The sequence below is a fragment of the Burkholderia contaminans genome, from assembly GCF_029633825.1.
GTDB classification, from domain to species: domain Bacteria; phylum Pseudomonadota; class Gammaproteobacteria; order Burkholderiales; family Burkholderiaceae; genus Burkholderia; species Burkholderia contaminans.
In genome coordinates this window covers 2241959-2263440 of the sequence record NZ_CP090640.1, presented here as the reverse complement: position 1 = coordinate 2263440, position 21482 = coordinate 2241959, and the positions used below count along the sequence as shown (strand labels likewise).

Genomic DNA, 21482 nt, shown 5'->3' with positions numbered 1-21482 from the left:
CGCCCTATTTGTTGCCTACAGGAGCCGGTATGAATTCCCCGAAACAGCGCGACGACGTGCGCCTGATCGATTGCAGCGAGGCCGAGCACGCACCGGCCATTCTCGAGATCCTGAACGACGCGATCGCGAACTCCACCGCGCTGTACGACTACAAGCCGCGTCCGCCGGAAGCGATGGTCGCATGGTTCGCGGCGAAGCGCGCGGGCGGCTTCCCGGTCATCGGCGCGGTGGATGCATCGGGCACGCTGCTGGGCTTTGCGAGCTGGGGCACGTTCCGCGCGTTTCCCGCCTTCAAGTACACGGTCGAACACAGCGTGTACGTGCATCGCGACCAGCGCGGCCGCGGGCTGGGCGAGGTGCTGCTGCGCGAAGTGGTCCGGCGCGCGCGCGAAGCACAGGTGCACGTGGTGGTCGGCTGCATCGACGCAACCAACGCAGGAAGCATCGCACTGCATACGAAGCTGGGATTCGTGCACTCGGGCACGATCACGCAGGCGGGATTCAAGTTCGGCCGGTGGCTCGACGCGGCGTTCTATCAGTTGACGCTCGACACGCCGGCGCAGCCGGTGGATGGTTGAGCGAAGCGCGCGACAAACGAGCGGCATCGCACAGCCGAAGCCCGTTCGAGCATCGCGCTTCAACCGCTGAAACCAAAAAAGTCCGCTCACACCGGGCTTTTGCTTTTAGGCATGCGCTACGGATGCATTTTCCGGGAGAGCCGCTGCCCGTCTCGCACGAAACCATGATGCGCATAAAAACGGTGAGCGTCCGGGCGTTGATCGCCACTCGTCACCTCCAGCTTCACACATCGGCCGCTCTCGAACCAACGTTCTGCAGTCGCCATCAGTGCACCGCCAATTCCGCATCCCCTGTAACGCTCGTCGACGACCATGCTCGTGATGCGCCCGAGATTTCCGGCTGCATGAAAGAGCGGCAGGATGTGCAGGCTGATGCTGCCGACCACCTCGCCGCCCATCGTTGCCACACATACCCGGTCACCTGGCTTGTCGGCGAACGACTGCAATTTTTCGTGAATCAGCGCGGGCGTTGCCTCTTATCCAAGCTGGCACAGCAGCCTCGCGATTGCGGCGCAATCGGCTAGCCGCGCCGCTCTCACTTCAAGCCCGGGGTGGTCAATTCGCTTCACCTGGTTTCGCCATCGATCGCCTCGGCGTCTCGTGCAGGACTCGAACGCCCGCTGATCGCGCCATGCTACCGCACCCGCCCCCCCTCCGAACCGGACGCAGAAAAAGAAAAGCCCCGCCGAAGCGGGGCTTTTTCTGGAGGCGCGAGCCGGAGTCGAACCGGCCTAAACGGCTTTGCAGGCCGCTGCATAACCGCTTTGCTATCGCGCCAAAAGCGGACTGTACGAATGCCGTGAGGCAAGCGACAGATTTTTTATTCGAGGACCGAAAGTCCATCAAATAAAAAGGGAAGCTTGGCTTCCCCATTACTTGGAGCGGGAGACGAGTCTCGAACTCGCGACCTCAACCTTGGCAAGGTTGCGCTCTACCAACTGAGCTACTCCCGCATTGTCCTGCATCTGCAGCGCTTCGCCGTACAACACGCTGCCAGAAAAATCTGGAGCGGGAGACGAGTCTCGAACTCGCGACCTCAACCTTGGCAAGGTTGCGCTCTACCAACTGAGCTACTCCCGCATGTGTCCTGCATCTGCAGCGCTTTGCCGTACAACACGCTGCCAAAAAAATCTGGAGCGGGAGACGAGTCTCGAACTCGCGACCTCAACCTTGGCAAGGTTGCGCTCTACCAACTGAGCTACTCCCGCGTATTGCTGCGCTACCGCTTCCCCGTCACACACTTACTTCGTCGTGCAGCGGAGAAGCGAGATTATGTCGAAGGCACATTCGTGTGTCAAGGGCTTTTCCAGCCCTTTTTACAAAAACCTGCTCGACCGGCCCCATCACGCGCCGCCGCGCTCGCGAATCTGCGGCCATGCGAGCTTCATGTAGTACAGCATCGACCAGATCGTCAGCACCGCGGCAAGATACATCAGCCATTCGCCCCACACACGCGTGTCGATCGTCGCGATACCGAGCGGCAGCGGAGCGTAGAACAGCAGCATCGGAATTGCGACCATTTGGCATGCAGTCTTGAACTTGCCGAGCTGGTTCACCGCGACGCTCTTCGACGCGCCGATCTGCGCCATCCACTCGCGCAGCGCCGAAATCGCGATCTCGCGGCCGACGATCACGAGTGCGATTGCCGCGTCGACCCGCGAAATCTGCACGAGGATCAGCAGCGCGGCCGTCACCATCAGCTTGTCCGCCACCGGATCGAGAAATGCGCCGAACGACGACGTCTGGTTCCACTTGCGGGCCAGATAGCCGTCGAACCAGTCGGTCAGCGCCGCAAGAATGAAGATCGCCGCCGCCGCGAGGTTGCGGTGCGCGCCGCCCATCACCGTGTCCGGCAGGTAGAACACGCCGACGACGAGCGGAATCAGCACGATCCGTACCCACGTCAGGAAAATCGGGAAATTGAACGGCATGGCATGCGGGACAGTAAAGGATTCGCAATTGTGCCGTGTCGACCGGCCTGCCACAAGAACGCTGGCAAGGCAGCCGGCCGCACGGCCGCGTCAGTGAAGCTGCTTGTAGATCTGCTCGGCGAGCGCGTGCGAGATGCCCTCGACGCTCGCGAGTTCCTCGACGCTCGCGGCAACCACGCCGCGCAACCCGCCGAACCGCGCGAGCAGCCGCTGCCGGCGCTTCGCGCCGACACCCTCGAGCTCCTCGAGCCGCGATGTCTGGCGCGCCTTCGCCCGCTTGGCACGCATGCCGGTGATCGCGAAGCGGTGCGCCTCGTCGCGGATCTGCGCGACGAGCATCAGCGCGGCGCTTTCCTTGCCGAGTTCGAGGGGTGTGCGGCCGTCCGCGAACACGAGCGTCTCGAGGCCGACCTTGCGCCCTTCGCCTTTCGCGACGCCGACCAGCATCGACGTGTCGAGGCCGAGCTCGGTGAACACCTGGCGCGCGATTTCGACCTGCCCCTTGCCGCCGTCGATCAGCACGATGTTCGGCAACAGGCTCGACGCTTCGGCCTGGCGCGTCGACTCGCCGTCGATGCCGGCCGCATCGTCGGCGGCCGCCGCCTGCGCGGCCTGCTCGACCATCTTCTCGTAGCGGCGCGTGAGCACCTGCCGCATCGCCGCGTAATCGTCGCCCGGCGTGATCCCGGTGATGTTGTAGCGGCGGTATTCACCCGACTGCATCTTGTGATGGTGGTAGACCACGCACGACGCCTGTGTTGCCTCGCCCATCGTATGGCTGATGTCGAAGCATTCGATCCGCAGCGTCGCGAGATCGTCGCATTCGTAGCTGAGCGTCTCCGCGAGCGCACGCGTGCGCGCCTGCTGCGAGCCCTGCTCGGACAGCAGCCGCATGAGCGCAATCTGCGCATTCTGCTCGGCCATCGACAACCACGCACGCCGCTGCCCCTGCGGCTGCCGCACCAGCGACACCTTGTGGCCGGCCTGCTCGGACAGCAGCTCGAGCAGGTCGCGGCTCGCGGGCGCATGGCTCACGACCAGCACGGGCGGCACGCGGTTGCCGAGATAGTGCTGCGCGATGAACGCGTCGAGCACTTCGGCCTCGACCGACGCCGCCGCGTCACCGCGCGTGCGGCCGGACTCTTCCGCGGGCAGGTCGGGCAATGCGTCGGCGGACGCATCGACCGCCTCCGCCAGCTCGGACTCGTCGCCGATCCCGCCCTCGGCGAGCGTCAGCGCGCTTTCGACGTGCGTCGGGAAGTACGCCTTGTCGCCGAGATGCCGGCCGCCACGCACCATCGCGAGATTCACGCACACGCGCCCGCCCTGTGCGACGACGGCCAGGATGTCGACGTCGCTGTCGCTGCCGACCTCGATCGCCTGCTGGTGAAGCACCGTCGCGAGCGAGCTCATCTGGTTGCGCACGGCCGCCGCCTGCTCGAATTTCAGCTCGGCCGCGAATGCGTGCATCTTCTGCTCGAGCTCCTTCATCACTTCGGACTGCCGGCCGAGCAGGAAGCGCGCGGCGTTCGAGACGTCGATGGCGTAGTCCTCGTCGGAGATCGCGCCGACGCACGGCGCCGTGCAGCGCCCGATCTGGTGCAGCAGGCACGGCCGCGTGCGGTTGTTGAAGACCGAATCCTCGCAGGTGCGCAGCTGGAACACGCGCTGCAGGATCTGGATGCTCTCGCGCACGGCCCAGGCGCTCGGGAACGGTCCGAAATACTGGTTCTGCTTGTCGACCGAGCCGCGGTAGTAGGCCATGCGCGGAAAGCGGTGCGCGGTGAGCTTCAGGTACGGATACGACTTGTCGTCGCGAAACAGGATGTTGTAGCGCGGCGCGAGCGCCTTGATCAGGTTGTTCTCGAGCAGCAGCGCCTCGGCCTCCGAGCGCGTGACGGTCGTCTCGATGCGCGCGATGCGCGTGACCATCATCGCGATGCGCGGCGACAGCTGCGTCTTCGTGAAATAGCTCGAAACGCGCTTCTTCAGGTCGCGTGCCTTGCCGACATAGAGCACGGCGCCCGCCGTGTCGTAATAGCGATAGACGCCGGGCATGTGCGGCAACTGCGCAAGGATCTTCTTCGGTTCGAACGGGGTATCGGAAGCTTCAGGGGATGTCATGCGTGATCCGGGCGCCTTGTAACGCGGAACGGGTCTATTAGAATCGCCAGTTTAGAGCATTCACCGGCCCGCTTCGATGTCCCGCACCCCCGCTGCCCCCCTGCCTGCTACGCCGCTCGCGCCGGGCGAACCGATCGCCTGCGACCTCTTCTGTACAGTGGTCGACAATTTCGGCGACATCGGCGTCTGCTGGCGCGTCGCGCGCCAGCTCGCGCACGAGCACGGCTGGCAGGTTCGCCTGTTCGTCGACGACCTGCGCACGTTCGCGCGCCTGCTGCCCGGGGTCGATCCCGACGCGGGGCGGCAGACGGTCGATGCGATCGTGATCGAGCACTGGCATGCGGAAGTCGGCGACGCGCTGGAGATTGCCGATGTCGTGATCGAAGCGTTCGCGTGCGAGTTGCCCGGCGCGTATCTCGCGGCGATGGCGCGCCGCGAACGGCGTCCCGTGTGGATCAATCTCGAATACCTGAGCGCCGAGGACTGGGTCGCCGATTTCCATCTGCGGCCATCGCCGCATCCGCGCTACCCGCTGCTGAAGACGTTTTTCTTCCCGGGCCTGTCTGCCGGCACCGGCGGCGTCCTGAAGGAGCACGATCTCGATGCACGCCGCGCGGCCTTCGAAACCGACGCGGCGGCACGCGACGCCTGGTGGCGGCGCGCGACCGGCGGCCCGGCGCCTGCCCCGGGCACGACCGTCGTCAGCCTGTTCGCGTACGAGAATCCGGCCGTCGACGCGCTGCTCGCACAGTGGCGCGACGGCCCGACGCCGGTCGTCGCACTCGTACCGGCCGGCCGCGTGTCGCCTGCGGTCGCGCGTTTTTTCGGGGTCGAGTCGTTCGGCGCGGGCATGCATGCGCGCAGCGGCAACCTGACGGCGCATGGGCTCGCGTTCGTCCCCCAGGCCGACTACGATCCGTTGCTGTGGGTGGCCGACGTCAATTTCGTGCGCGGCGAGGATTCGTTCGTCCGGGCGCAGTGGGCCCGCAAACCGTTCGTGTGGCACATCTACCCGCAGGCCGACGACGTGCACCTGCCAAAGCTCGACGCCGCGCTCGCACACCTGTCAGCCGGCCTCGCCGATGCGCCGCGCGCGGCGCTCGAGCGGTTCTGGCACGCATGGAACGGCGTCGGCACACCCGACTGGGCCGATTTCTGGCAGCACCGCGCCGCACTGGACGCCAACGCGGCCCGCTGGGCCGATGCGCTCGCGGCCGTCGGCGATCTCGCCGGAAAGCTGGCGGAATACGCAAAATCTCAGTTAAAATAAGCGGTTATCCGACGGCTGACCAGGCAAGCGCTCGCTTTTGGCGTCCACCGGAACGCACCGCTTGCGCCGTCAGCCGTTGCGCAACGCTCAGGCACCTATTTATTTGATTTGATCAGGACAGTTTTTTATGAAAACCGCACAGGAACTCCGCGTAGGCAACGTCGTGCAGATCGGCAGCGACGCATGGGTCATCGCCAAGGCTGAATACAACAAGTCGGGCCGCAACTCCGCCGTCGTCAAGATGAAGATGAAGAACCTGCTGACGAACGCAGGCCAGGAAGCGGTCTACAAGGCTGACGACAAGTTCGACGTCGTCGTGCTCGACCGCAAGGAAGTGACGTACTCGTACTTCGCCGATCCGATGTACGTGTTCATGGACGCCGACTACAACCAGTTCGAAGTCGAAGCGGAAATGATGGGCGAAGCGCTGAACTACCTCGAAGACGGCATGGCTTGCGAAGTCGTGTTCTACAACGAAAAGGCGATCTCGGTCGAACTGCCGACGGTCCTCGTTCGCGAGATCACCTACACGGAGCCGGCAGTCAAGGGCGACACGTCGTCGGGCAAGGTGCTGAAGAACGCCAAGCTCGCAACGGGCTTCGAACTGCAAGTGCCGCTGTTCTGCAACACCGGCGACAAGATCGAAATCGATACGCGTACGAACGAATACCGCAGCCGCGCGTAATCGCCAGCGGTACCCGCATCGAACAAAGCGCCCTTCGGGGCGCTTTTTGTTTGTCCGGCGCCAACAACCGGGCGAGAGTCAGGCTCATGTAAAGCACAAAAGCCACCGGTAAAGATATTCAATTTGTATCATCGGTAACTGTTTTATAGCGCCGGAGAAATAATGCTCGTGACGCGTTCAGCGGGGCATAAAATCAGTTTTTAATCTGACATGCGGCTGCGGCCCCGACGGCCGACAGCCCGCCTCTCTTGACTCGACTCGCGTCCACCATGCCACACGCCCTGATTGTCGAAGACGATCCCAACAGTCTGTCCGGCCTCACCGCGCTGCTCGCCGCAGACGGCTTCTCGGTCGACACGGCCACGTCGCTCGCCGAAGCACGCACGGCGCTCGGCCGCTCGATTCCCGACGTCGTTCTCGTCGACCTCAACCTGCCGGACGGCAGCGGGTTCGACCTGCTCCAGCACCTGCCGCAGCAACAGCCGAACGGCTCGTTGCCCGTCATCGTGCTGACCGGCAATGCGACGGTCGAGAGCGCCATCGAGGGCCTGCGTCACGGCATCTGGGACTACCTGCTGAAGCCGATCAACATCCCGCGCCTGCGCAGCCTGCTCGCGCGGATCCCGCGTCCGTACGAACTGATCGACGAAGTGCAGTCGTTGCGCGCCTCGCTGCGCCATCTCGGCCGCTTCGGCGCGCTGGTCGGCCGCAGCGACGCGATGCAGCACGTGTACGACATGATCGAGCACAACGCGCGCACCGAAACGGCCGTGCTGTTCTCGGGCGAAGCCGGTACCGGCAAGAAGCTGGCCGCGCGCACGCTGCACGACCTGAGCCGGCGCCGCAAGGGGCCGTTCGTGTCGTTCGACTGCCGGACGATCGCGCAGGCCGGCCGGCATGGTGCGTCGCTCGACAGCGTGCTGTTCGGCCATGAGCGCGGCGCGTTCGACGGCGCCGAGCGCCGCGAATCAGGCCTGTTCGAACAGGCCGGCGGCGGCACGCTGTTTCTCGACGAGATCACCGCACTGCCGCTCGTGCTGCAGGAAGCCCTGCTGCATGCGCTCGATTCGCAGAACTTCATGCGGATCGGCGGCACGAGTTCGATCACGAGCGATTTCCGGCTGATCGCGACCACGCGCCGCCCGGCGCGCGAAGCAGTCGCGAACGGCACGCTGCGCGAGGATCTGTGGCTGCGCCTCGATGCGGCGTCGATCACGATGCCGCCGCTGCGCGAGCGCGACGGCGACGCGCTCGCGATCGCGGACGCGCTGATCGACGAACTGAACCGCGACGCGCGCGCAACCGGCCGCAGCACGACCGACAAGCGCGCGGCGCCGGGCTTCGTGCGCGAATGCCTGTCCTACGAATGGCCGGGCAACGTGCGCGAGTTGCAGGAGCGCGTGCGCTTCGCGTACGACGCATCGGGCGATTTCATCGAGACGCTGCGCGCGGGCGAGCCGAGCTTCTCGGCCGGCGCCGCACTGAACGGCAGCAGCGTGCAGATCAAGGTCGGCACGCCGCTGTCAGACGTCGAGGATCTGCTGATCCGCGCGACGCTCGATGCCGTCGGCGGCACGCGCCACCGCGCCGCAACGCTGCTCGGCATCAGCCCGAAGACGCTGTACAACAAGCTGCAGCGGATGAAGGTGAACTGAGCGGGCGGCGATGCTCGAAGGCGCTGGCAGGGTTTGACCGTTAGTTGCACTAAAGCGCACGTCGTCAACCTGCTTGACGCCTGAAGCTGCCCGGTTCGCACCGGTAGCAATGCATAAAAAAGCCGCGCGATTGCGCGGCTTTCTTGTTTCGGTGACCGGAACGGCGCAGACCGCGCCATCCCCTCCCCGCTCAGGCCAATGCGCTGCTCAACAGCGCCTGCGCCTGCAGATACTCGGGCTGCACGATCAGCTTGTCCCACTTGAACGCCTTGCCGCGCGCACGCATCCGCTTGAAGCGTCGCACCGACTCGTCCGTTGCCCGTGCTTTCAGCCCGTTCAGCACGACCTCGGCCGCGTCCGGCTGGTTGCAGACGAGCACCATGTCGCAACCGGCCGCGAGCGCGGCGTCGGCCGCCTGCGTGAGCGTGCCGCCTTCGCGCGCGGCCTCCATCGACAGGTCGTCGCTGAAGATCGCGCCAGTGAAGCCGAGCCGGCCGCGCAGGATGTCCTGCAGCCACACCCGCGAGAAACCGGCCGGCCGCTTGTCGACCTGCGTGTAGATCACGTGCGCGGGAATCACCGCGGACAGCGACAGGCCGAGCCAGTCGTACGGTGCGACGTCCTGCTTGAGGATCGCGTCGAGCGGACGGTCGTCGGTCGGCAACGCGACGTGCGAGTCGGCCTCCGCGAAGCCGTGCCCCGGGAAATGCTTGCCGCAATTTGCCATCCCGGCGAGCGACAGCCCCTGATTCAGGCTCTTCGCGAGCAGCGTGACGACGCGCGGATCGCGATGGAATGCGCGATCGCCGATCACTTTCGAGTGCCCGTAGTCGAGGTCGAGCACGGGCGTGAAGCTCATGTCGATCCCGCATGCGCGCAGCTCGGCGGCCAGGATGTAGCCGACGGCCGTGGCGACCTTCGTCGCGAGCAGCACGTCGCGGTCCCACAGCTCACCGAGGCGGCGCATCGCGGGCAGCACCGTGAAGCCGTCGGTGCGGAAACGCTGCACGCGCCCGCCCTCGTGATCGACGGCGATCAGGATGTCTTCGCGCACCGCGCGGATCGCGTCGGTCAGCGCGGTCAGTTGCGCGCGGTTCTGGAAGTGCCGCGCGAACAGGATCACGCCGCCGGTATTCGGATGCGCGAGGCGCCGCGCATCGTCGCGCGACAGGGTCGTGCCGACGACGTCGAGCATGACCGGGCCGGGAGTCGTTTTCATAAAGATTTGCTCGGAGAAACCCCGCAACTCATAGCGGGAAGGAAAGGAGTGCCGTTGACAGGCAGCTTCTTCCACAGATTAGGATCACCGGTACGATTCTCGTCTACCGCTACCGGGTGAAATCGCTCAACAGACTGCTTAACAAGCAGAGCCGTGCAGTGAACTACGTCTGGCACTTCTGCAACGACACGCAGAAGCACGCGCCCAAGTGGAACAAGAGGTGGCCAACGGGTTTTGATTTGAATGTGCCGACCACGGGTAGCAGCAAGGAACTCGGCATCCACTCGGGCACCGTCAACGCAACGTGCGAACAATACGCGAAGTCTCGCAGCCAGCACCGGCGCCCTTGGCTGCGCTATCGCAGCAGGAAATCGCTCGGTTGGGTGCCGCTGAAGGGCCGTGATCTGAAACGCGAGGGCGACGCGTTTCGTTTTGCCGGTAACACGTTTCGCGTGTTCAACAGCCGCCCGCTTCCCGAAGGCAAGATCAAGGACGGAACCAGCTTTGCGCAAGACGCGCGCGGCAATTGGTTTCTGAATATCGTGATCGAAATGCCCGATGTTCACGCCCGACCGATTCGTTCCGGTGTCGGCATTGATCTCGGCCTGAAAGACTTCGCCACACTTTCGACCGGTGAGAAGCTGCCTAACGATCGGTTCGGTCGATGCGCGGCCGAAAAGCTCGCGAAAGCGCAACGGGCGCGCAAACACAAGCGGCATATCGCGAAGCTGCGCGCGAAGGTCGCGAACGCCCGCACCGATTTCCAACACAAGCTCGCGCTCGATCTGGTGCGGCGTTTCGATTACATCGTGGTCGGCAACGTGTCTGCCGCCAAACTCGCCAGAACCAGGATGGCGAGGAGCGTTTACGACGCATCCTGGTCGTCCTTCCGAAACAAGCTCCGCTACAAAGCGATCGCGCACGGAGTCACGTTCGAGGAAGTCGACGAAAGCGGTTCGACCCAGTCCTGTTCGGCGTGCGGATCGAAAGACAGCTCGACGCGGCCGAAAGGTATCGCGGGACTGAGAATAAGAGAGTGGGCCTGCAGTGACTGTGGTGTCGAGCATGATCGGGATACCAACGCTGCGCTGAACATTCTCCGATGCGGACGTGCATCGCCAGGTGTGGGAATCAACTGCCTTTAGGTGGATGAGGACGTCAACGAATCGGGAATTCCGTCAGGAGGAGGTTCGGGAAACAGGTGCAGGCGCAGCGTCCGTCTCGGCGACCACGAACGACACCGCGTAGTCGCGTTCGTCGCTGACCGTCACGCGCGCCGTGATGCCACGGGCGGCAAGCCAGTCGGCCAGCTCGCCCGACGCAACCACGTACGGCTCGCCGCTCGGATGGTTGAGGGTCTGCAGCGCACGCCACGTCATCGGCCAGTGCATGCCGAGCCCGATCGCCTTCGAGAACGCTTCCTTCGCGGAAAAGCGCGTCGCGAGGAACGCGATGCCGCGCGCCTCGGAGCGGGCACGGCGCGCATGGAACACGCGCAGCTCGTCGGGGCCCAGCACCTTCTCGGCAAACCGGCCGCCCGTGCGTTCGAGCACGGCCGCGATGCGGCTCACCTGGGCGATGTCGGTACCGATGCCGTAGATCGCCATGTCAGTACGCGCCGGTACGACCCGGCCGGGCCGGGTCAGGCATGACGCGCGACGCGCAGCGGCAATTCATCTTCAGCGCGCGCCGCCATGCAGCGCGGCAACGCGTGCGGCGACCATGATCGCCTTCATTTCGCGCACCGCGTTGTCCCAGCCCGCGAAAATCGCGTGCGCGACGATCGCGTGGCCAATGTTCAGTTCGACGATGCCGTCGATCGCGGCGATCTGCTGCACGTTCGTGTAGTGCAGGCCGTGGCCGGCGTTGACCTTCAGGCCGAGCTGCGCGCCGGCCTGAACGCCCGCGACGATGCGCTCGTATTCGCGTTGCTGCTCGGCTTCGTCGTGCGCTTCGGCGTAACGGCCCGTATGCAGCTCGATCACCGGCGCGCCCGCTTCGTGCGCGGCACGGATCTGCGTCTCGTCCGGGTCGATGAACAGCGACACGCGCACACCCACGTCGGCAAGCTGCTGGCATGCCGCACGCACGGCTTCGAAGTGGCCGGCGACATCGAGACCGCCTTCGGTCGTCAGTTCCTCGCGCTTCTCGGGCACGAGGCACGCGTCGTGCGGACGCACTTCGCATGCGATATCGAGCATCTCGGCAGTCACCGCGCATTCGAGGTTCATGCGCGTCTTCAGCAACGGGCGCAGCTTGCGCACATCCGCATCGACGATGTGGCGGCGATCTTCGCGCAGGTGCAGCGTGATCGCATCCGCACCGGCTTCTTCGGCGGCGAGCGCCGCGCGGATCGGATCGGGATAGGTCGTGCCGCGCACATTGCGCAGCGTCGCGACGTGGTCGATGTTGACGCCGAGGTCGATGGCGGTGGGCGTTGTCAGGAAAAAGCTCATAGGTTTTGCAGGTCGATCAGGATCTGACGCGTGGCAAGCGGCGTACCGCCGAGATAGGTGTTCAGCAGGAAGCGCATCAGCGTCTTGCTTTGCGCAACCGTCTGGGCTCGATGGTAATCGTCCTGCTCCATGTCGAGCAACGTCTGTCCGGAAATGACCGGCCAGTGCGACGGGACTTCGTCGTCCGCATTGCGCACGCCACGCTCGGGATCGAACACGTAGCGACGGTCAGGCTCGACCGCGCGGCGCGCGACCGTCCGGTTCAGCGCCATTGCGTAGCCCGTCTCGCGCAGCAGCACGCGCTCGAACGAGCGCAGCACCTGCACCGCGGGTTCGCCGTGCGCAAGGCGCGTGAGGGTCAGCACGTAATGATTGAAGAGCGGCGGCTGCGGATCTTCGCGGGCGCAGAACTTCACGAGCAGTTCGTTCGCGTAGAAACCGCACAAGAGCCCGTCTCCGCCGAGCGGCAGCATCCCTCCTACCCATTCGGCACCCGTCAGCGTGCGCACCTCGGATTTGCCCGACCAGGACAGCAGCAGCGGCTGAAAGGTCTGCAGTACGCCGCGCAACGCGGAGTGCGGGCGTTTCGCGCCCTTCGCGACGAGCGCGAGCCGGCCATGATCGCGCGTCAGCACGTCGATGATCAGGCTCGTTTCCCGATAGGGATAACTGTGCAGCACGTACGCCGGCTGCTCGGCGACACGGAAATCGGACGTGCGTGACGTCGCGCGCCGCGCCTTGCGCGGCGGTTCAGGCGGTGCCGGCAGCGGCGCGTCGTTCGCGCCGGCCGTCACCGCGTCTTCGGTCGACGTCAGCGCGTCATTCGTACCCATAGGCGCGCAGCCCCGCCTCGTTGTCGGCCCAGCCGCTCTTCACCTTCACGAAGGTCTCGAGGTACACGGGGCCGTCGAACAGCTTCTCCATGTCCATCCGCGCCTCGGTGCTGATCTGCTTGAGCTTCTCGCCCTTCTTGCCGATCACCATTGCCTTGTGCGAATCGCGCTCGACGAGGATCGTCGCGAAGATACGCTTCAGGCGCCCTTCCTCCTCGAACTTGTCGATCAGCACGGTGCTCGTGTACGGCAATTCGTCGCCGGTCCAGCGGAACACCTTCTCGCGCAGGATTTCGGCGGCGAGGAAACGCGAGCTGCGGTCGGTCAGCTCGTCCTCGCCGTAGATCGGCTCGCCTTCCGGCAGGTACGGCTTGATCGTGTCCAGCAGGCGCTTGATGTCTTCCGGCTTCTGAGCCGACAACGGCACGAGCTCGGTGAATTCGCGCAGCTCGCTCACCTTCTGCATGAACGGGAACAGCGTGGCCTTGTCGTTCACGCGGTCGATCTTGTTCGCGATCAGCAGCGTCGGCATGCCGGGCGGGATCAGGTCGAGCACCTTCTGGTCGTCCGGCCCGAAGCGGCCGGCCTCGATCACGAACAGGATCACGTCGACCGACGTGAGCGTCGACGTGACCGCGCGATTCAGCGAACGGTTCAGCGCGGTGCTGTGGCGGGTCTGGAAGCCCGGCGTGTCGACGAACACGAATTGCGCGTCGTCGAACGTATTGATGCCGGTGATGCGGTGGCGGGTCGTCTGCGCCTTGCGCGACGTGATGCTGATCTTCTGGCCGACGAGTGCGTTCATCAACGTCGACTTGCCGACGTTCGGGCGGCCCACGATCGCGATCATGCCGCAACGGAAACCGGTAGGAGCGGGAGTGTTCATATCGTTTGGGAGACAGGTTCGGAAACGGCCGCGCGGCGCGCGGCACGATCGATGGGCAATTCAGTGGTCGGCATCGGCCACGCGCGCCTGAGCGGCGGCGAGGCTCGCGCCGCCCGGCGGCGTCTCGGAATCCGGTGCCGCGGTGTCGCGTGTGCGCGCAGCCGCACGCGAAGCGGAGTCGGTACCGGCGGAAGACTTGTCGGCGGACGACGATGCCGGATCGGCGGCCTGGCCAGCCGGCTTGTCGGCTGCGCGTGCAGCGGGCACGGCTTCCACGGGCTTCTCCGCGGCCTTGTCGGCTCGCTCGGCCGGCTTGTCGACAGCCTTGTCCGCCGCCGGCTTCGCCGCCCGTTCGCCCTTTTCCGCCGCCGCGTCGACATGCGCCGCGCGAATCGCGGCCATCGGCGCCGCTGCCGGCTCGGCACCGGTCGCAGCGGTGGCCGCGGGCGCCGCACCGGCCGCCCTCGCCTCGCGCGCCGCCGCGCGTTCCTTCCGCTCCGGCGAGCGCAGGTCGAGCGCTTCCTGCACGCCCTTCACGCCCGGCACGATTTCGGGTTCGACGTGTTTCGACCCGCGCGCGTTTTTCGAGCGCTTCGGCTTTGCGGCCAACATCGGCGCGGCCGCCATCACTTCATCGAGCGCCTTCTTCGCGGCAGCCTGCTCGGCTGCGCGCCGGCTCGCACCGGAGCCCGACACCTTCACGTCGAGCTTCGGCACCGTGCATTCGACTTCGAATTGCTGGTTGTGCGCCGCACCATGCGTCGCGACCACCGTGTAGGTCGGCAGCGCGATCTTGTGCCCCTGCAGGTATTCCTGCAGCAGCGTCTTCGCGTCCTTGCCGAGCGTGCGCGGATCGATGTGATCGAGAATCGGGATATAGAGGCGCTTGATGACCCCTTGGGCGGCTTCGAAGCCGCCATCGAGGAACACGGCCCCGATGATGGCTTCGAACGCGTCCGCGAGGATCGACGGGCGGCGGAACCCGCCGCTGCGCAGCTCGCCTTCGCCCAGCCGCAACCCGTCCGAAATATTCAGGGCCTGAGCGATTTCGTACAGCGACTGCTGTTTGACGAGGTTGGCGCGTACGCGCGACAGATCGCCTTCGTCCAGCTTGCCGAAACGCTGGAACAAAAGGGCGGCCACCGCGCAATTCAGAACGGAATCGCCGAGAAACTCGAGCCGTTCGTTGTGCGTGGCACTGTGACTGCGATGGGTCAAAGCCTGGCGCAGCAATTCCGCATTGCGAAATTCGTAGCGCAGCCGGCTTTCCAACTGGGATGAGGGCATGTGCAGGAGTATAACGCGGGCGCCCGGTCGAGCCGAAACGGCACGGCCGGACGCAAAAGGCGTGACGAAGCGGTGTTACCGCCGGTTCTTAAAGTAGTTCGGCACTACGCGACGCGGCCCGTGCGTTGCGTAGTGCGAGTGAGTCGAATGCGATCAGTTGAAGGAACCGATGCGCTTCAGGTCGCTGAAGTTCATCCAGATGAAGAACGCGCGGCCGACGATGTTCTGGTCCGGCACGAAACCCCAGTAGCGGCTGTCCGCGCTGTTGTCGCGGTTGTCGCCCATCATGAAGTAGTGACCGGGCGGCACCTTGCAGATCACGCCGCGGCTGTTGTACGTGCAGTTGTCGCGATACGGGTAGTCGTATGCGCCCATCACGAACGGCGGCACGGCCGGGTTGTTGAGGATCGCGTTCTTCTTGTTGCCGATCGTTTCCTCGAACTGCTTCGCGTAATTCTGGCGCTCGTCGTCGAAGAAATCGGGCAGCGGCGTTTCGGGCACCGGCTGGCCGTTGATCGTGAGCTGCTTGTCCTGGTACGCGACGGTATCGCCCGGCAGGCCGATCACGCGCTTGATGTAGTCGACCGACTCGTCCTTCGGATAGCGGAACACGACGACGTCGCCGCGCGACAGCGGGCTGCCCTGCGTAATCTTCGTGTTCGTGACCGGCAGGCGCAGACCGTACTCGAACTTGTTGACGAGGATGAAATCGCCGACGAGCAGCGTCGGCACCATCGAGCCCGACGGAATCTTGAACGGCTCGACGACGAACGAACGCACGACGAACACCGCCAGGATCACCGGGAAGAAGCTCGCCGTGTACTCGAGCCACCACGGCTGGCGCAGCTTCTCGTCGCGCAGCTTCGAACGCGTCTGCGCCGCGTTTTCATCCGCGAAGCGCTTGTCGATGCGCGACTGCTGACGATCGAACTCCTCGATCGCCGAGTCGGCCGCCTTGCGACGCCGCGGCAGGAACACCAGTTTGTCCAGCACCCACGCTACGCCCGTCAAGATGACGAGCACAAAAAGAATCAGCGCAAAATTCATAAAAGGATCAGTCCTGTTATTTGTCTTCGACGCGCAAGATCGCGAGGAACGCTTCCTGCGGGATCTCGACCGAACCCACCTGCTTCATGCGTTTCTTACCTTCTTTCTGCTTCTCGAGCAGCTTCTTCTTTCGCGAGATGTCGCCGCCGTAGCACTTCGCGAGCACGTTCTTGCGCAGCGCCTTGATGTTCTCGCGCGCGACGATGTGCGCGCCGATCGCGGCCTGGATCGCCACGTCGTACATCTGGCGCGGAATGATCTCGCGCATCTTCGCGGCGACTTCACGGCCGCGATATTGCGACTGCGAACGGTGCACGATGATCGACAGCGCATCGACCTTGTCGCCGTTGATCAGCATGTCGACCTTCACGACGTCCGACGAACGGTATTCCTTGAACTCGTAGTCCATCGACGCATAGCCGCGCGACACCGACTTCAGGCGATCGAAGAAGTCGAGCACGATCTCGGCCATCGGGATCTCGTACGTGAGCTGCACCTGGCGGCCGTGATACTGCATGTTGATCTGCGAGCCGCGCTTCTGCTCGCACAGCGTGATCACCGAGCCCACGTAGTCCTGCGGCATGTACAGGTTCACGGTGACGATCGGCTCGCGGACTTCGGCGATGCGGCCCGGATCCGGCATCTTCGCCGGGTTCTCGACCATGATCTTCGAGCCGTCGCTCTGTACGACCTCGTAGACGACCGTCGGTGCGGTCGTGATGAGGTCCATGTCGAACTCGCGCTCGAGCCGCTCCTGCACGATTTCCATGTGCAGCAACCCGAGGAAGCCGCAGCGGAAACCGAACCCGAGCGCCTGCGACACTTCCGGCTCGTACTGCAGCGATGCGTCGTTCAGCTTCAGCTTCTCGAGCGATTCGCGCAGCGCGTCGTACTGGTTCGCCTCGACCGGATACAGCCCCGCGAACACCTGCGGCTTCACTTCCTTGAAGCCCGGCAGTGGCTCGGCGGCCGCCTTGGTCGCGTGCGTGACGGTGTCGCCGACCTTAGCGGCCGTCAATTCCTTGATGCCGGCGATGATGAAGCCGACCTGCCCTGCCGACAGCGAATCGAGATTGCGCGACTTCGGCGTGAATACACCGACGTGCTCGACCGGATACTGCGCGCCGGTCGCCATCATCTTGATCTTGTCCTTCGGACGCAGCGTGCCGTTGACGATACGCACGAGCATCACGACGCCGACGTAGTTGTCGAACCAGGAGTCGATGATCAGCGCCTGCAGCGGCGCGGCCGGATCGCCCTTCGGCGGCGGCACCTTCGCGATCAGTGCTTCGAGCACGTCCTCGACGCCGAGACCCGTCTTCGCGCTGCAGCGTGTCGCGTCGGTCGCGTCGATGCCGATCACGTCCTCGATCTCCTCGATCGCGTTCTCGGGGTTCGCGGCCGGCAGGTCGATCTTGTTCAGCACCGGCACGACCTCGACGCCGAGCTCGATTGCCGTATAGCAGTTCGCGACCGTCTGCGCCTCGACGCCCTGGCTCGCGTCGACCACGAGCAGCGCACCTTCGCACGCGGACAGCGAACGGCTGACCTCGTACGAGAAGTCGACGTGCCCCGGCGTATCGATCAGGTTCAGGTTGTAGACCTTGCCGTCGCGCGCGCGATAGGACAGCGCGGCAGTTTGCGCCTTGATCGTGATGCCGCGCTCGCGCTCGATATCCATCGAGTCGAGCACCTGCGCTTCCATTTCACGGTCGGCGAGGCCGCCGCATACCTGGATGATGCGATCCGCGAGCGTCGACTTGCCATGGTCGATGTGGGCGATGATCGAGAAATTGCGAATATGATCCATTCAGTGCCGATCAAGCGAAAAAGGCGCGCTCGACGACTGCGGAGCACGCCTTGTAAGTCGGTGAAAAAACGGCTTATTTTAGCCGAAAAGGCCTTCGCCGGGCGGTATTTCCAACGCCGGGGGCGCCCGCCGGGTCGAGCCCCATGCGAAGCGACGCCCGCCGGAGGCAGGTCAGGCTCGTCGCCGGGCCGTCAGCGCATCGCGCACCCGGGCGTCGTCGAACCGGTGGCGGCATACCTCCGCTCCGTCCAACAGCAGCACGGGCACGTCCTCGTCGTAGCGGGCGACGAGCGCCTCGTCGGCGTCGATGTCGACGTAATCGACCGCGACACCGAATTCGGCCGCCACCGGCGCCAGTGCGTCGCGCATGTCGTCGCACAGGTGGCACCAGCCGCGGCCGTAGAGCGTGAACATCGGCGCGTTACTTCTGGCGCGGCCGCACGGGCACGAACTGCGTGTTGTCGCCACGCCGCACCAGCACCGCAACCGCCTTCTGCGGATCGAGCTGCGCAGTCACTTCGGCGAACTGCTTCGCGTTCGTGATGTCGGTGTCGCCGACGCGCAGCACGATGTCACCGCGCTGCAGGCCCGCACGGGCGGCCGGGCCGTCGACGCCGTCGATCTGCACGCCGTTCTTCAGCTTCAGCGTCTTCATCTGGTCGGCCGTCAGGTCACTGACCGTCAGACCGAGCGAATTGGTCTGGCGCGGCTTCTGCGGCGCGTTCTTGCGCTGCTCGGCCTTCGCCGTCGTTTCGGCCGGCGTTTCAGCGATCGTGATCGGCAGATCGCGTGCCTGACCCTTGCGCCACACGCTGACCGTCGCCTTCGTGCCGGGCTTCGTGTCGCCGACCATGCGCGGCAGGTCCGACGCCGTGTCGACCGAACGGCCATTGAACTTCAGGATAATGTCGCCCGGCTGGATGCCTGCCTTGTCGGCCGGACCGCCCGGCTCGACGCTGCTGACGAGCGCGCCCTCGGCCTTCGGCAGCCCGATCGAATCGGCCACGTCCTTCGTCACCTCGCCGATCGCGACCGCGATCCGGCCGCGCGTGACCTTGCCCGTCGCCTTCAGCTGGTCGGCCACGCGCATCGCCTCGTCGATCGGAATCGCGAACGAGATGCCCATGAAGCCGCCGGTACGGCTGTAGATCTGCGAGTTGATGCCGATCACCTCGCCCTGCATGTTGATCAGCGGGCCGCCCGAGTTGCCCGGGTTCACGGCGACGTCGGTCTGGATGAACGGCAGGTAGTCGCCCGTGTTGCGGCTCTTCGAGCTGACGATGCCGGCCGTGACCGTGTTGTCGAGGCCGAACGGCGAACCGATCGCGACGACCCACTCGCCGACGCGCACCCTGTTCGAATCGCCGATCGCGACGACCGGCAGGTTCGACGCCTGGATCTTGACGACCGCGACGTCCGTGCGATCGTCGACGCCGATCAGCTTCGCCTTGAATTCGCGCTTGTCGGTCAGCGTCACGTAGATGGTGTCCGCGTCGTCGACGACGTGCGCATTGGTCATCACGTAACCGTCGGCCGACACGATGAAGCCCGAGCCGACGCCGCGATTCTGTTCGGTGTCGGGCGGATTGTCCGGCGTCGGCGCGTTCTTCGGATTGCCGCCGCCATTGCCGCTACCGTTGCCGGGCGCCTGCGGCAACGGAATGCCGAAGAAGCGCCGGAAGAATTCCGACATGTCGCCGTTGTCGAAGCCCGGCGGGAGCATCCCGCGCGGGCCGCTGCTCGTCGGCACGTTGGCGGTTGTCCGGATGTTCACGACGGCCGGCCCGACCTTCTCGACCAGGTCGGCGAAGTCGGGCAGGCTGGCAGCGGGAGCCGTCACCGCGAACGCGGTATGCGGCACGAGCGGCAGGCAGGCAGACAGCGCCGCCGCTGCGAGCCATTTGCGCAGCGTGAGTTTCATCATGTCGGAAGCCGTAGCGTTACTTGGAAGCCTTGTATTCTATGGCAGACGCGAACTGTTGCAACGTAGCCGGCGGCACTTCGCCGAGCACGGTGATCCAGTAGTCGCCGCGGCGCTTCACGAGAACGTTCGTTGCACCGGTGCTGCCCGCGCCTTCCTTGCGCGTATTCTTTTCGGCCGGCTCGATGAAAACCGAGATCGTCGCGAGACCGTCGGTGAAGACGGCCTGATCGACCGGGATCGGCGGCTCGCCCGCGTCACGCGCGGCCATCGGCCGGCGCACTTCGCGAATCTTCTGGAAACCGGCCACGCTCGGGGCGAGCTGCCAGCCTTGCGCTTCCATGTCGACCGTCGCGACCGGCGGCCGTACGACCGTCCAGCCGTTCAGGTTGCGCATGCCGGCCGCGATTGCGGCCTTGTCGCCGCTTGCACCGCCCGTCTGCAGTTGCGAAAACGCGATCTGCTCGAGCACGTGATCGTTCGCATCGAGCGTCTGCGAGCGCAGCAGCAGCCCGGTGCGCGCGTCGGCCCACAGCTTGTACGTGAAGCGGTACGCATCCTTGGGCACGAGCTCGACCACCTGCGCGTCGATTCCCGCCACGCGGTCCTTGCCGAGCGACTTCGCGTCGTAGACGGACATCACGTGCTCGCCGCTCGCGCCGAGCAGCGCGGGGAACGAGTCGCGCGTCTGGCGGCGCTCGACCACGCACAGCTTGCGCTCGGGTACGAACGTGTACAGCTCGTCGTTATGCCGCAGCAGCTTGCGCGGCTTGCCGTCGAGCGTCTCGATACGCTCGAACTCGCCGTCGCGGGACGCGACGTGCGCGATGCGCGACGACTGGACATACCCGCCGCGCTGGTAGACGAACGTGCCTTCGTAGCTCTGCTGCTGCGCCGCTTGCTGGACACGGTCGAGCCAGTCGGCGGCACCCTTGCGGGTCGCGACGGGATCGTCCGGTTGCTGGGCGCTGGCAGGAAGTGATTGAACGGACAACAGGGCGGCTGCGCAAAGCAGGAGGGCCGGCAACCGCTTCCATCCGGAGATGGCGTGATTCAACTGCAATGTCCGCATCGGGTTTATTGGCCTGGCGTGGTGGTCACGGCAGCGCGGATCAGCGGCATCGAACCCGTGACGACGGGCTGCTGCGCGAATTGCTGGTGCGCTTCAAGATATTGGTCGAGGCTGGCGTCGCGGATGATGTTGACGTCCTGCAGGCCCGGCTGGGCCGATGCCTGCGCAACCGTCACGCGCTGCAGGTTGCCGCCTTGCGGCGCACCGGCCGACGCGACCTGGACGGCGCCCGGGGCACCGGCCGTCTGCATTTGCGGGACGACGATCCACGTCAGCGTGGCCGCCGCGGCAGCGACCGCGAACGCGGGCACGACGCGCCGGCGCAGCGACAGCAGCTTGCGCGCGACGGGTGCGGCTGCCGGCGCGAGCAGGTGCGGCTCGCTTTCGAGCGCAGCCGACATGCGCGCGGTGAACGCAACGCTCAGCGCAGGCGACAGCGCGAGCTCGTCCGAGCGCAGCGCATCGCCGATCAGGTGGTAATGGGCCCACGCAGCGCGATCCGCGCGGTTGAGCTCAGCCAGAAACTGCCCGTTGTCCGGGCCATCGAACATTTCGCCGTCGACCAGCGCGGAAAGGCGCTCGCCGCGCGAGCACGCCTGCGACTGCGTATTGACCGACCCCATGATGCTCCCCATCTTGCACACCCCGTCGTGACTTCACGACTCTAACCGTAACTAGACCCCGACCCGCGTCGCTCCGCCTGTCGCG

General features: G+C 65.3%; 20 protein-coding genes and 4 tRNA genes. 5 read left to right on the top strand and 19 right to left on the bottom strand.

What is annotated here, in order from left to right; genetic code table 11:
• Positions 1-29: 29 nt before the first annotated feature.
• Positions 30-578 (top strand): GNAT family N-acetyltransferase, encoded by a 549-nt coding sequence (locus LXE91_RS10625; RefSeq protein ID WP_039348343.1) that lies wholly within the window; start codon positions 30-32, stop codon positions 576-578.
• Between the two features lie 116 nt (positions 579-694).
• On the opposite strand, the gene LXE91_RS10620 is transcribed toward LXE91_RS10625, so the two are convergent.
• The 7 genes from LXE91_RS10620 to uvrC form a co-directional block, all read right to left on the bottom strand.
• Positions 695-1024 carry a GNAT family N-acetyltransferase gene (locus LXE91_RS10620; RefSeq protein WP_223274327.1) on the bottom strand — a complete coding sequence of 110 codons (330 nt, stop codon included), beginning with the start codon at positions 1022-1024 and terminating at the stop codon, positions 695-697.
• A 257-nt stretch (positions 1025-1281) separates the two neighbouring features.
• Positions 1282-1355, bottom strand: a tRNA-Cys gene (locus tag LXE91_RS10615).
• A gap of 100 nt (positions 1356-1455) precedes the next feature.
• Positions 1456-1531: transfer RNA gene (locus tag LXE91_RS10610), tRNA-Gly, on the bottom strand.
• Between the two features lie 51 nt (positions 1532-1582).
• A tRNA-Gly gene (locus LXE91_RS10605) sits at positions 1583-1658 on the bottom strand.
• A 52-nt stretch (positions 1659-1710) separates the two neighbouring features.
• Positions 1711-1786: transfer RNA gene (locus LXE91_RS10600), tRNA-Gly, on the bottom strand.
• Positions 1787-1921: 135 nt separating this feature from the next.
• Complete coding sequence (gene pgsA, locus LXE91_RS10595; protein WP_039348345.1) at positions 1922-2509, bottom strand: CDP-diacylglycerol--glycerol-3-phosphate 3-phosphatidyltransferase; 588 nt, start codon at positions 2507-2509, stop codon at positions 1922-1924.
• A gap of 90 nt (positions 2510-2599) precedes the next feature.
• Complete coding sequence (gene uvrC, locus LXE91_RS10590; protein WP_039348348.1) at positions 2600-4633, bottom strand: excinuclease ABC subunit UvrC; 2034 nt, start codon at positions 4631-4633, stop codon at positions 2600-2602.
• A gap of 76 nt (positions 4634-4709) precedes the next feature.
• Here uvrC and earP point away from each other — a divergent pair, with 76 nt between their 5' ends.
• From earP to LXE91_RS10575, 3 genes are all read left to right on the top strand, one after another.
• Positions 4710-5903: an elongation factor P maturation arginine rhamnosyltransferase EarP gene (gene earP, locus LXE91_RS10585; protein ID WP_039348351.1), complete on the top strand. Its 1194-nt coding sequence runs from the start codon at positions 4710-4712 to the stop codon at positions 5901-5903.
• A gap of 127 nt (positions 5904-6030) precedes the next feature.
• On the top strand, positions 6031-6588 hold the full coding sequence (efp, locus tag LXE91_RS10580; RefSeq protein ID WP_011351421.1) for an elongation factor P: 558 nt from the start codon (positions 6031-6033) through the stop codon (positions 6586-6588).
• 269 nt (positions 6589-6857) lie between these two features.
• Positions 6858-8243, top strand: a complete 1386-nt coding sequence (locus LXE91_RS10575) for a sigma-54-dependent transcriptional regulator (protein ID WP_039348354.1) — start codon at positions 6858-6860, stop codon at positions 8241-8243.
• Between the two features lie 190 nt (positions 8244-8433).
• On the opposite strand, the gene nagZ is transcribed toward LXE91_RS10575, so the two are convergent.
• Positions 8434-9462, bottom strand: a complete 1029-nt coding sequence (gene nagZ, locus LXE91_RS10570; protein WP_039348357.1) for a beta-N-acetylhexosaminidase — start codon at positions 9460-9462, stop codon at positions 8434-8436.
• A gap of 83 nt (positions 9463-9545) precedes the next feature.
• On the opposite strand from nagZ, the gene LXE91_RS10565 reads away from it, so the two are divergent.
• Positions 9546-10607 carry an RNA-guided endonuclease InsQ/TnpB family protein gene (locus LXE91_RS10565; protein WP_039348360.1) on the top strand — a complete coding sequence of 354 codons (1062 nt, stop codon included), beginning with the start codon at positions 9546-9548 and terminating at the stop codon, positions 10605-10607.
• 33 nt (positions 10608-10640) lie between these two features.
• Here LXE91_RS10565 and acpS read toward each other — a convergent pair whose 3' ends face one another.
• The 11 genes from acpS to LXE91_RS10510 form a co-directional block, all read right to left on the bottom strand.
• Entirely contained in the window at positions 10641-11069 is a 429-nt protein-coding gene (acpS, locus tag LXE91_RS10560; RefSeq protein ID WP_011351418.1) for a holo-ACP synthase, read from the bottom strand.
• 72 nt (positions 11070-11141) lie between these two features.
• A complete protein-coding gene (pdxJ, locus tag LXE91_RS10555) occupies positions 11142-11918 on the bottom strand; it encodes a pyridoxine 5'-phosphate synthase (protein WP_039348363.1) in 777 nt (258 codons plus the stop codon).
• Positions 11915-12751: a DNA repair protein RecO gene (gene recO / locus LXE91_RS10550; RefSeq protein WP_011351416.1), complete on the bottom strand. Its 837-nt coding sequence runs from the start codon at positions 12749-12751 to the stop codon at positions 11915-11917. Before recO ends, pdxJ begins: the two co-directional genes overlap by 4 nt.
• Positions 12738-13637 (bottom strand): GTPase Era, encoded by a 900-nt coding sequence (gene era, locus LXE91_RS10545; protein ID WP_006476493.1) that lies wholly within the window; start codon positions 13635-13637, stop codon positions 12738-12740. Before era ends, recO begins: the two co-directional genes overlap by 14 nt.
• 60 nt (positions 13638-13697) lie before the next feature.
• On the bottom strand, positions 13698-14924 hold the full coding sequence (gene rnc, locus LXE91_RS10540) for a ribonuclease III (protein WP_039348367.1): 1227 nt from the start codon (positions 14922-14924) through the stop codon (positions 13698-13700).
• A 153-nt stretch (positions 14925-15077) separates the two neighbouring features.
• Positions 15078-15971, bottom strand: coding sequence for a signal peptidase I (gene lepB, locus LXE91_RS10535; RefSeq protein ID WP_039348369.1), 894 nt, complete (start codon positions 15969-15971; stop codon positions 15078-15080).
• Positions 15972-15987: 16 nt separating this feature from the next.
• Entirely contained in the window at positions 15988-17781 is a 1794-nt protein-coding gene (gene lepA / locus LXE91_RS10530; protein ID WP_039348372.1) for a translation elongation factor 4, read from the bottom strand.
• Between the two features lie 171 nt (positions 17782-17952).
• Positions 17953-18195 (bottom strand): glutaredoxin family protein, encoded by a 243-nt coding sequence (locus tag LXE91_RS10525; protein ID WP_039348375.1) that lies wholly within the window; start codon positions 18193-18195, stop codon positions 17953-17955.
• Positions 18196-18202: 7 nt separating this feature from the next.
• Entirely contained in the window at positions 18203-19705 is a 1503-nt protein-coding gene (locus LXE91_RS10520; RefSeq protein ID WP_039348378.1) for a DegQ family serine endoprotease, read from the bottom strand.
• A gap of 16 nt (positions 19706-19721) precedes the next feature.
• Positions 19722-20774, bottom strand: coding sequence for a MucB/RseB C-terminal domain-containing protein (locus LXE91_RS10515; RefSeq protein WP_039348382.1), 1053 nt, complete (start codon positions 20772-20774; stop codon positions 19722-19724).
• Between the two features lie 5 nt (positions 20775-20779).
• Positions 20780-21397 (bottom strand): sigma-E factor negative regulatory protein, encoded by a 618-nt coding sequence (locus LXE91_RS10510; RefSeq protein WP_027788009.1) that lies wholly within the window; start codon positions 21395-21397, stop codon positions 20780-20782.
• Between the last annotated feature and the right edge of the window lie 85 nt (positions 21398-21482).

Excerpts from the sequence above, each read along its gene's own strand:
- acpS (WP_011351418.1), bottom strand. The coding sequence starts at position 11,069 with ATGGCGATCTACGGCATCGGTACCGACATCGCCCAGGTGAGCCGCATC.
- nagZ (WP_039348357.1), bottom strand. The coding sequence starts at position 9,462 with ATGAAAACGACTCCCGGCCCGGTCATGCTCGACGTCGTCGGCACGACC.
- LXE91_RS10625 (WP_039348343.1), top strand. The coding sequence starts at position 30 with ATGAATTCCCCGAAACAGCGCGACGACGTGCGCCTGATCGATTGCAGC.
- LXE91_RS10520 (WP_039348378.1), bottom strand. The coding sequence starts at position 19,705 with ATGATGAAACTCACGCTGCGCAAATGGCTCGCAGCGGCGGCGCTGTCT.
- lepB (WP_039348369.1), bottom strand. The coding sequence starts at position 15,971 with ATGAATTTTGCGCTGATTCTTTTTGTGCTCGTCATCTTGACGGGCGTA.
- efp (WP_011351421.1), top strand. The coding sequence starts at position 6,031 with ATGAAAACCGCACAGGAACTCCGCGTAGGCAACGTCGTGCAGATCGGC.
- LXE91_RS10510 (WP_027788009.1), bottom strand. The coding sequence starts at position 21,397 with ATGGGGTCGGTCAATACGCAGTCGCAGGCGTGCTCGCGCGGCGAGCGC.
- LXE91_RS10525 (WP_039348375.1), bottom strand. The coding sequence starts at position 18,195 with ATGTTCACGCTCTACGGCCGCGGCTGGTGCCACCTGTGCGACGACATG.
- lepA (WP_039348372.1), bottom strand. The coding sequence starts at position 17,781 with ATGGATCATATTCGCAATTTCTCGATCATCGCCCACATCGACCATGGC.
- rnc (WP_039348367.1), bottom strand. The coding sequence starts at position 14,924 with ATGCCCTCATCCCAGTTGGAAAGCCGGCTGCGCTACGAATTTCGCAAT.
- pdxJ (WP_039348363.1), bottom strand. The coding sequence starts at position 11,918 with ATGAGCTTTTTCCTGACAACGCCCACCGCCATCGACCTCGGCGTCAAC.
- uvrC (WP_039348348.1), bottom strand. The coding sequence starts at position 4,633 with ATGACATCCCCTGAAGCTTCCGATACCCCGTTCGAACCGAAGAAGATC.
- earP (WP_039348351.1), top strand. The coding sequence starts at position 4,710 with ATGTCCCGCACCCCCGCTGCCCCCCTGCCTGCTACGCCGCTCGCGCCG.
- recO (WP_011351416.1), bottom strand. The coding sequence starts at position 12,751 with ATGGGTACGAATGACGCGCTGACGTCGACCGAAGACGCGGTGACGGCC.
- pgsA (WP_039348345.1), bottom strand. The coding sequence starts at position 2,509 with ATGCCGTTCAATTTCCCGATTTTCCTGACGTGGGTACGGATCGTGCTG.
- LXE91_RS10515 (WP_039348382.1), bottom strand. The coding sequence starts at position 20,774 with ATGCGGACATTGCAGTTGAATCACGCCATCTCCGGATGGAAGCGGTTG.
- era (WP_006476493.1), bottom strand. The coding sequence starts at position 13,637 with ATGAACACTCCCGCTCCTACCGGTTTCCGTTGCGGCATGATCGCGATC.
- LXE91_RS10575 (WP_039348354.1), top strand. The coding sequence starts at position 6,858 with ATGCCACACGCCCTGATTGTCGAAGACGATCCCAACAGTCTGTCCGGC.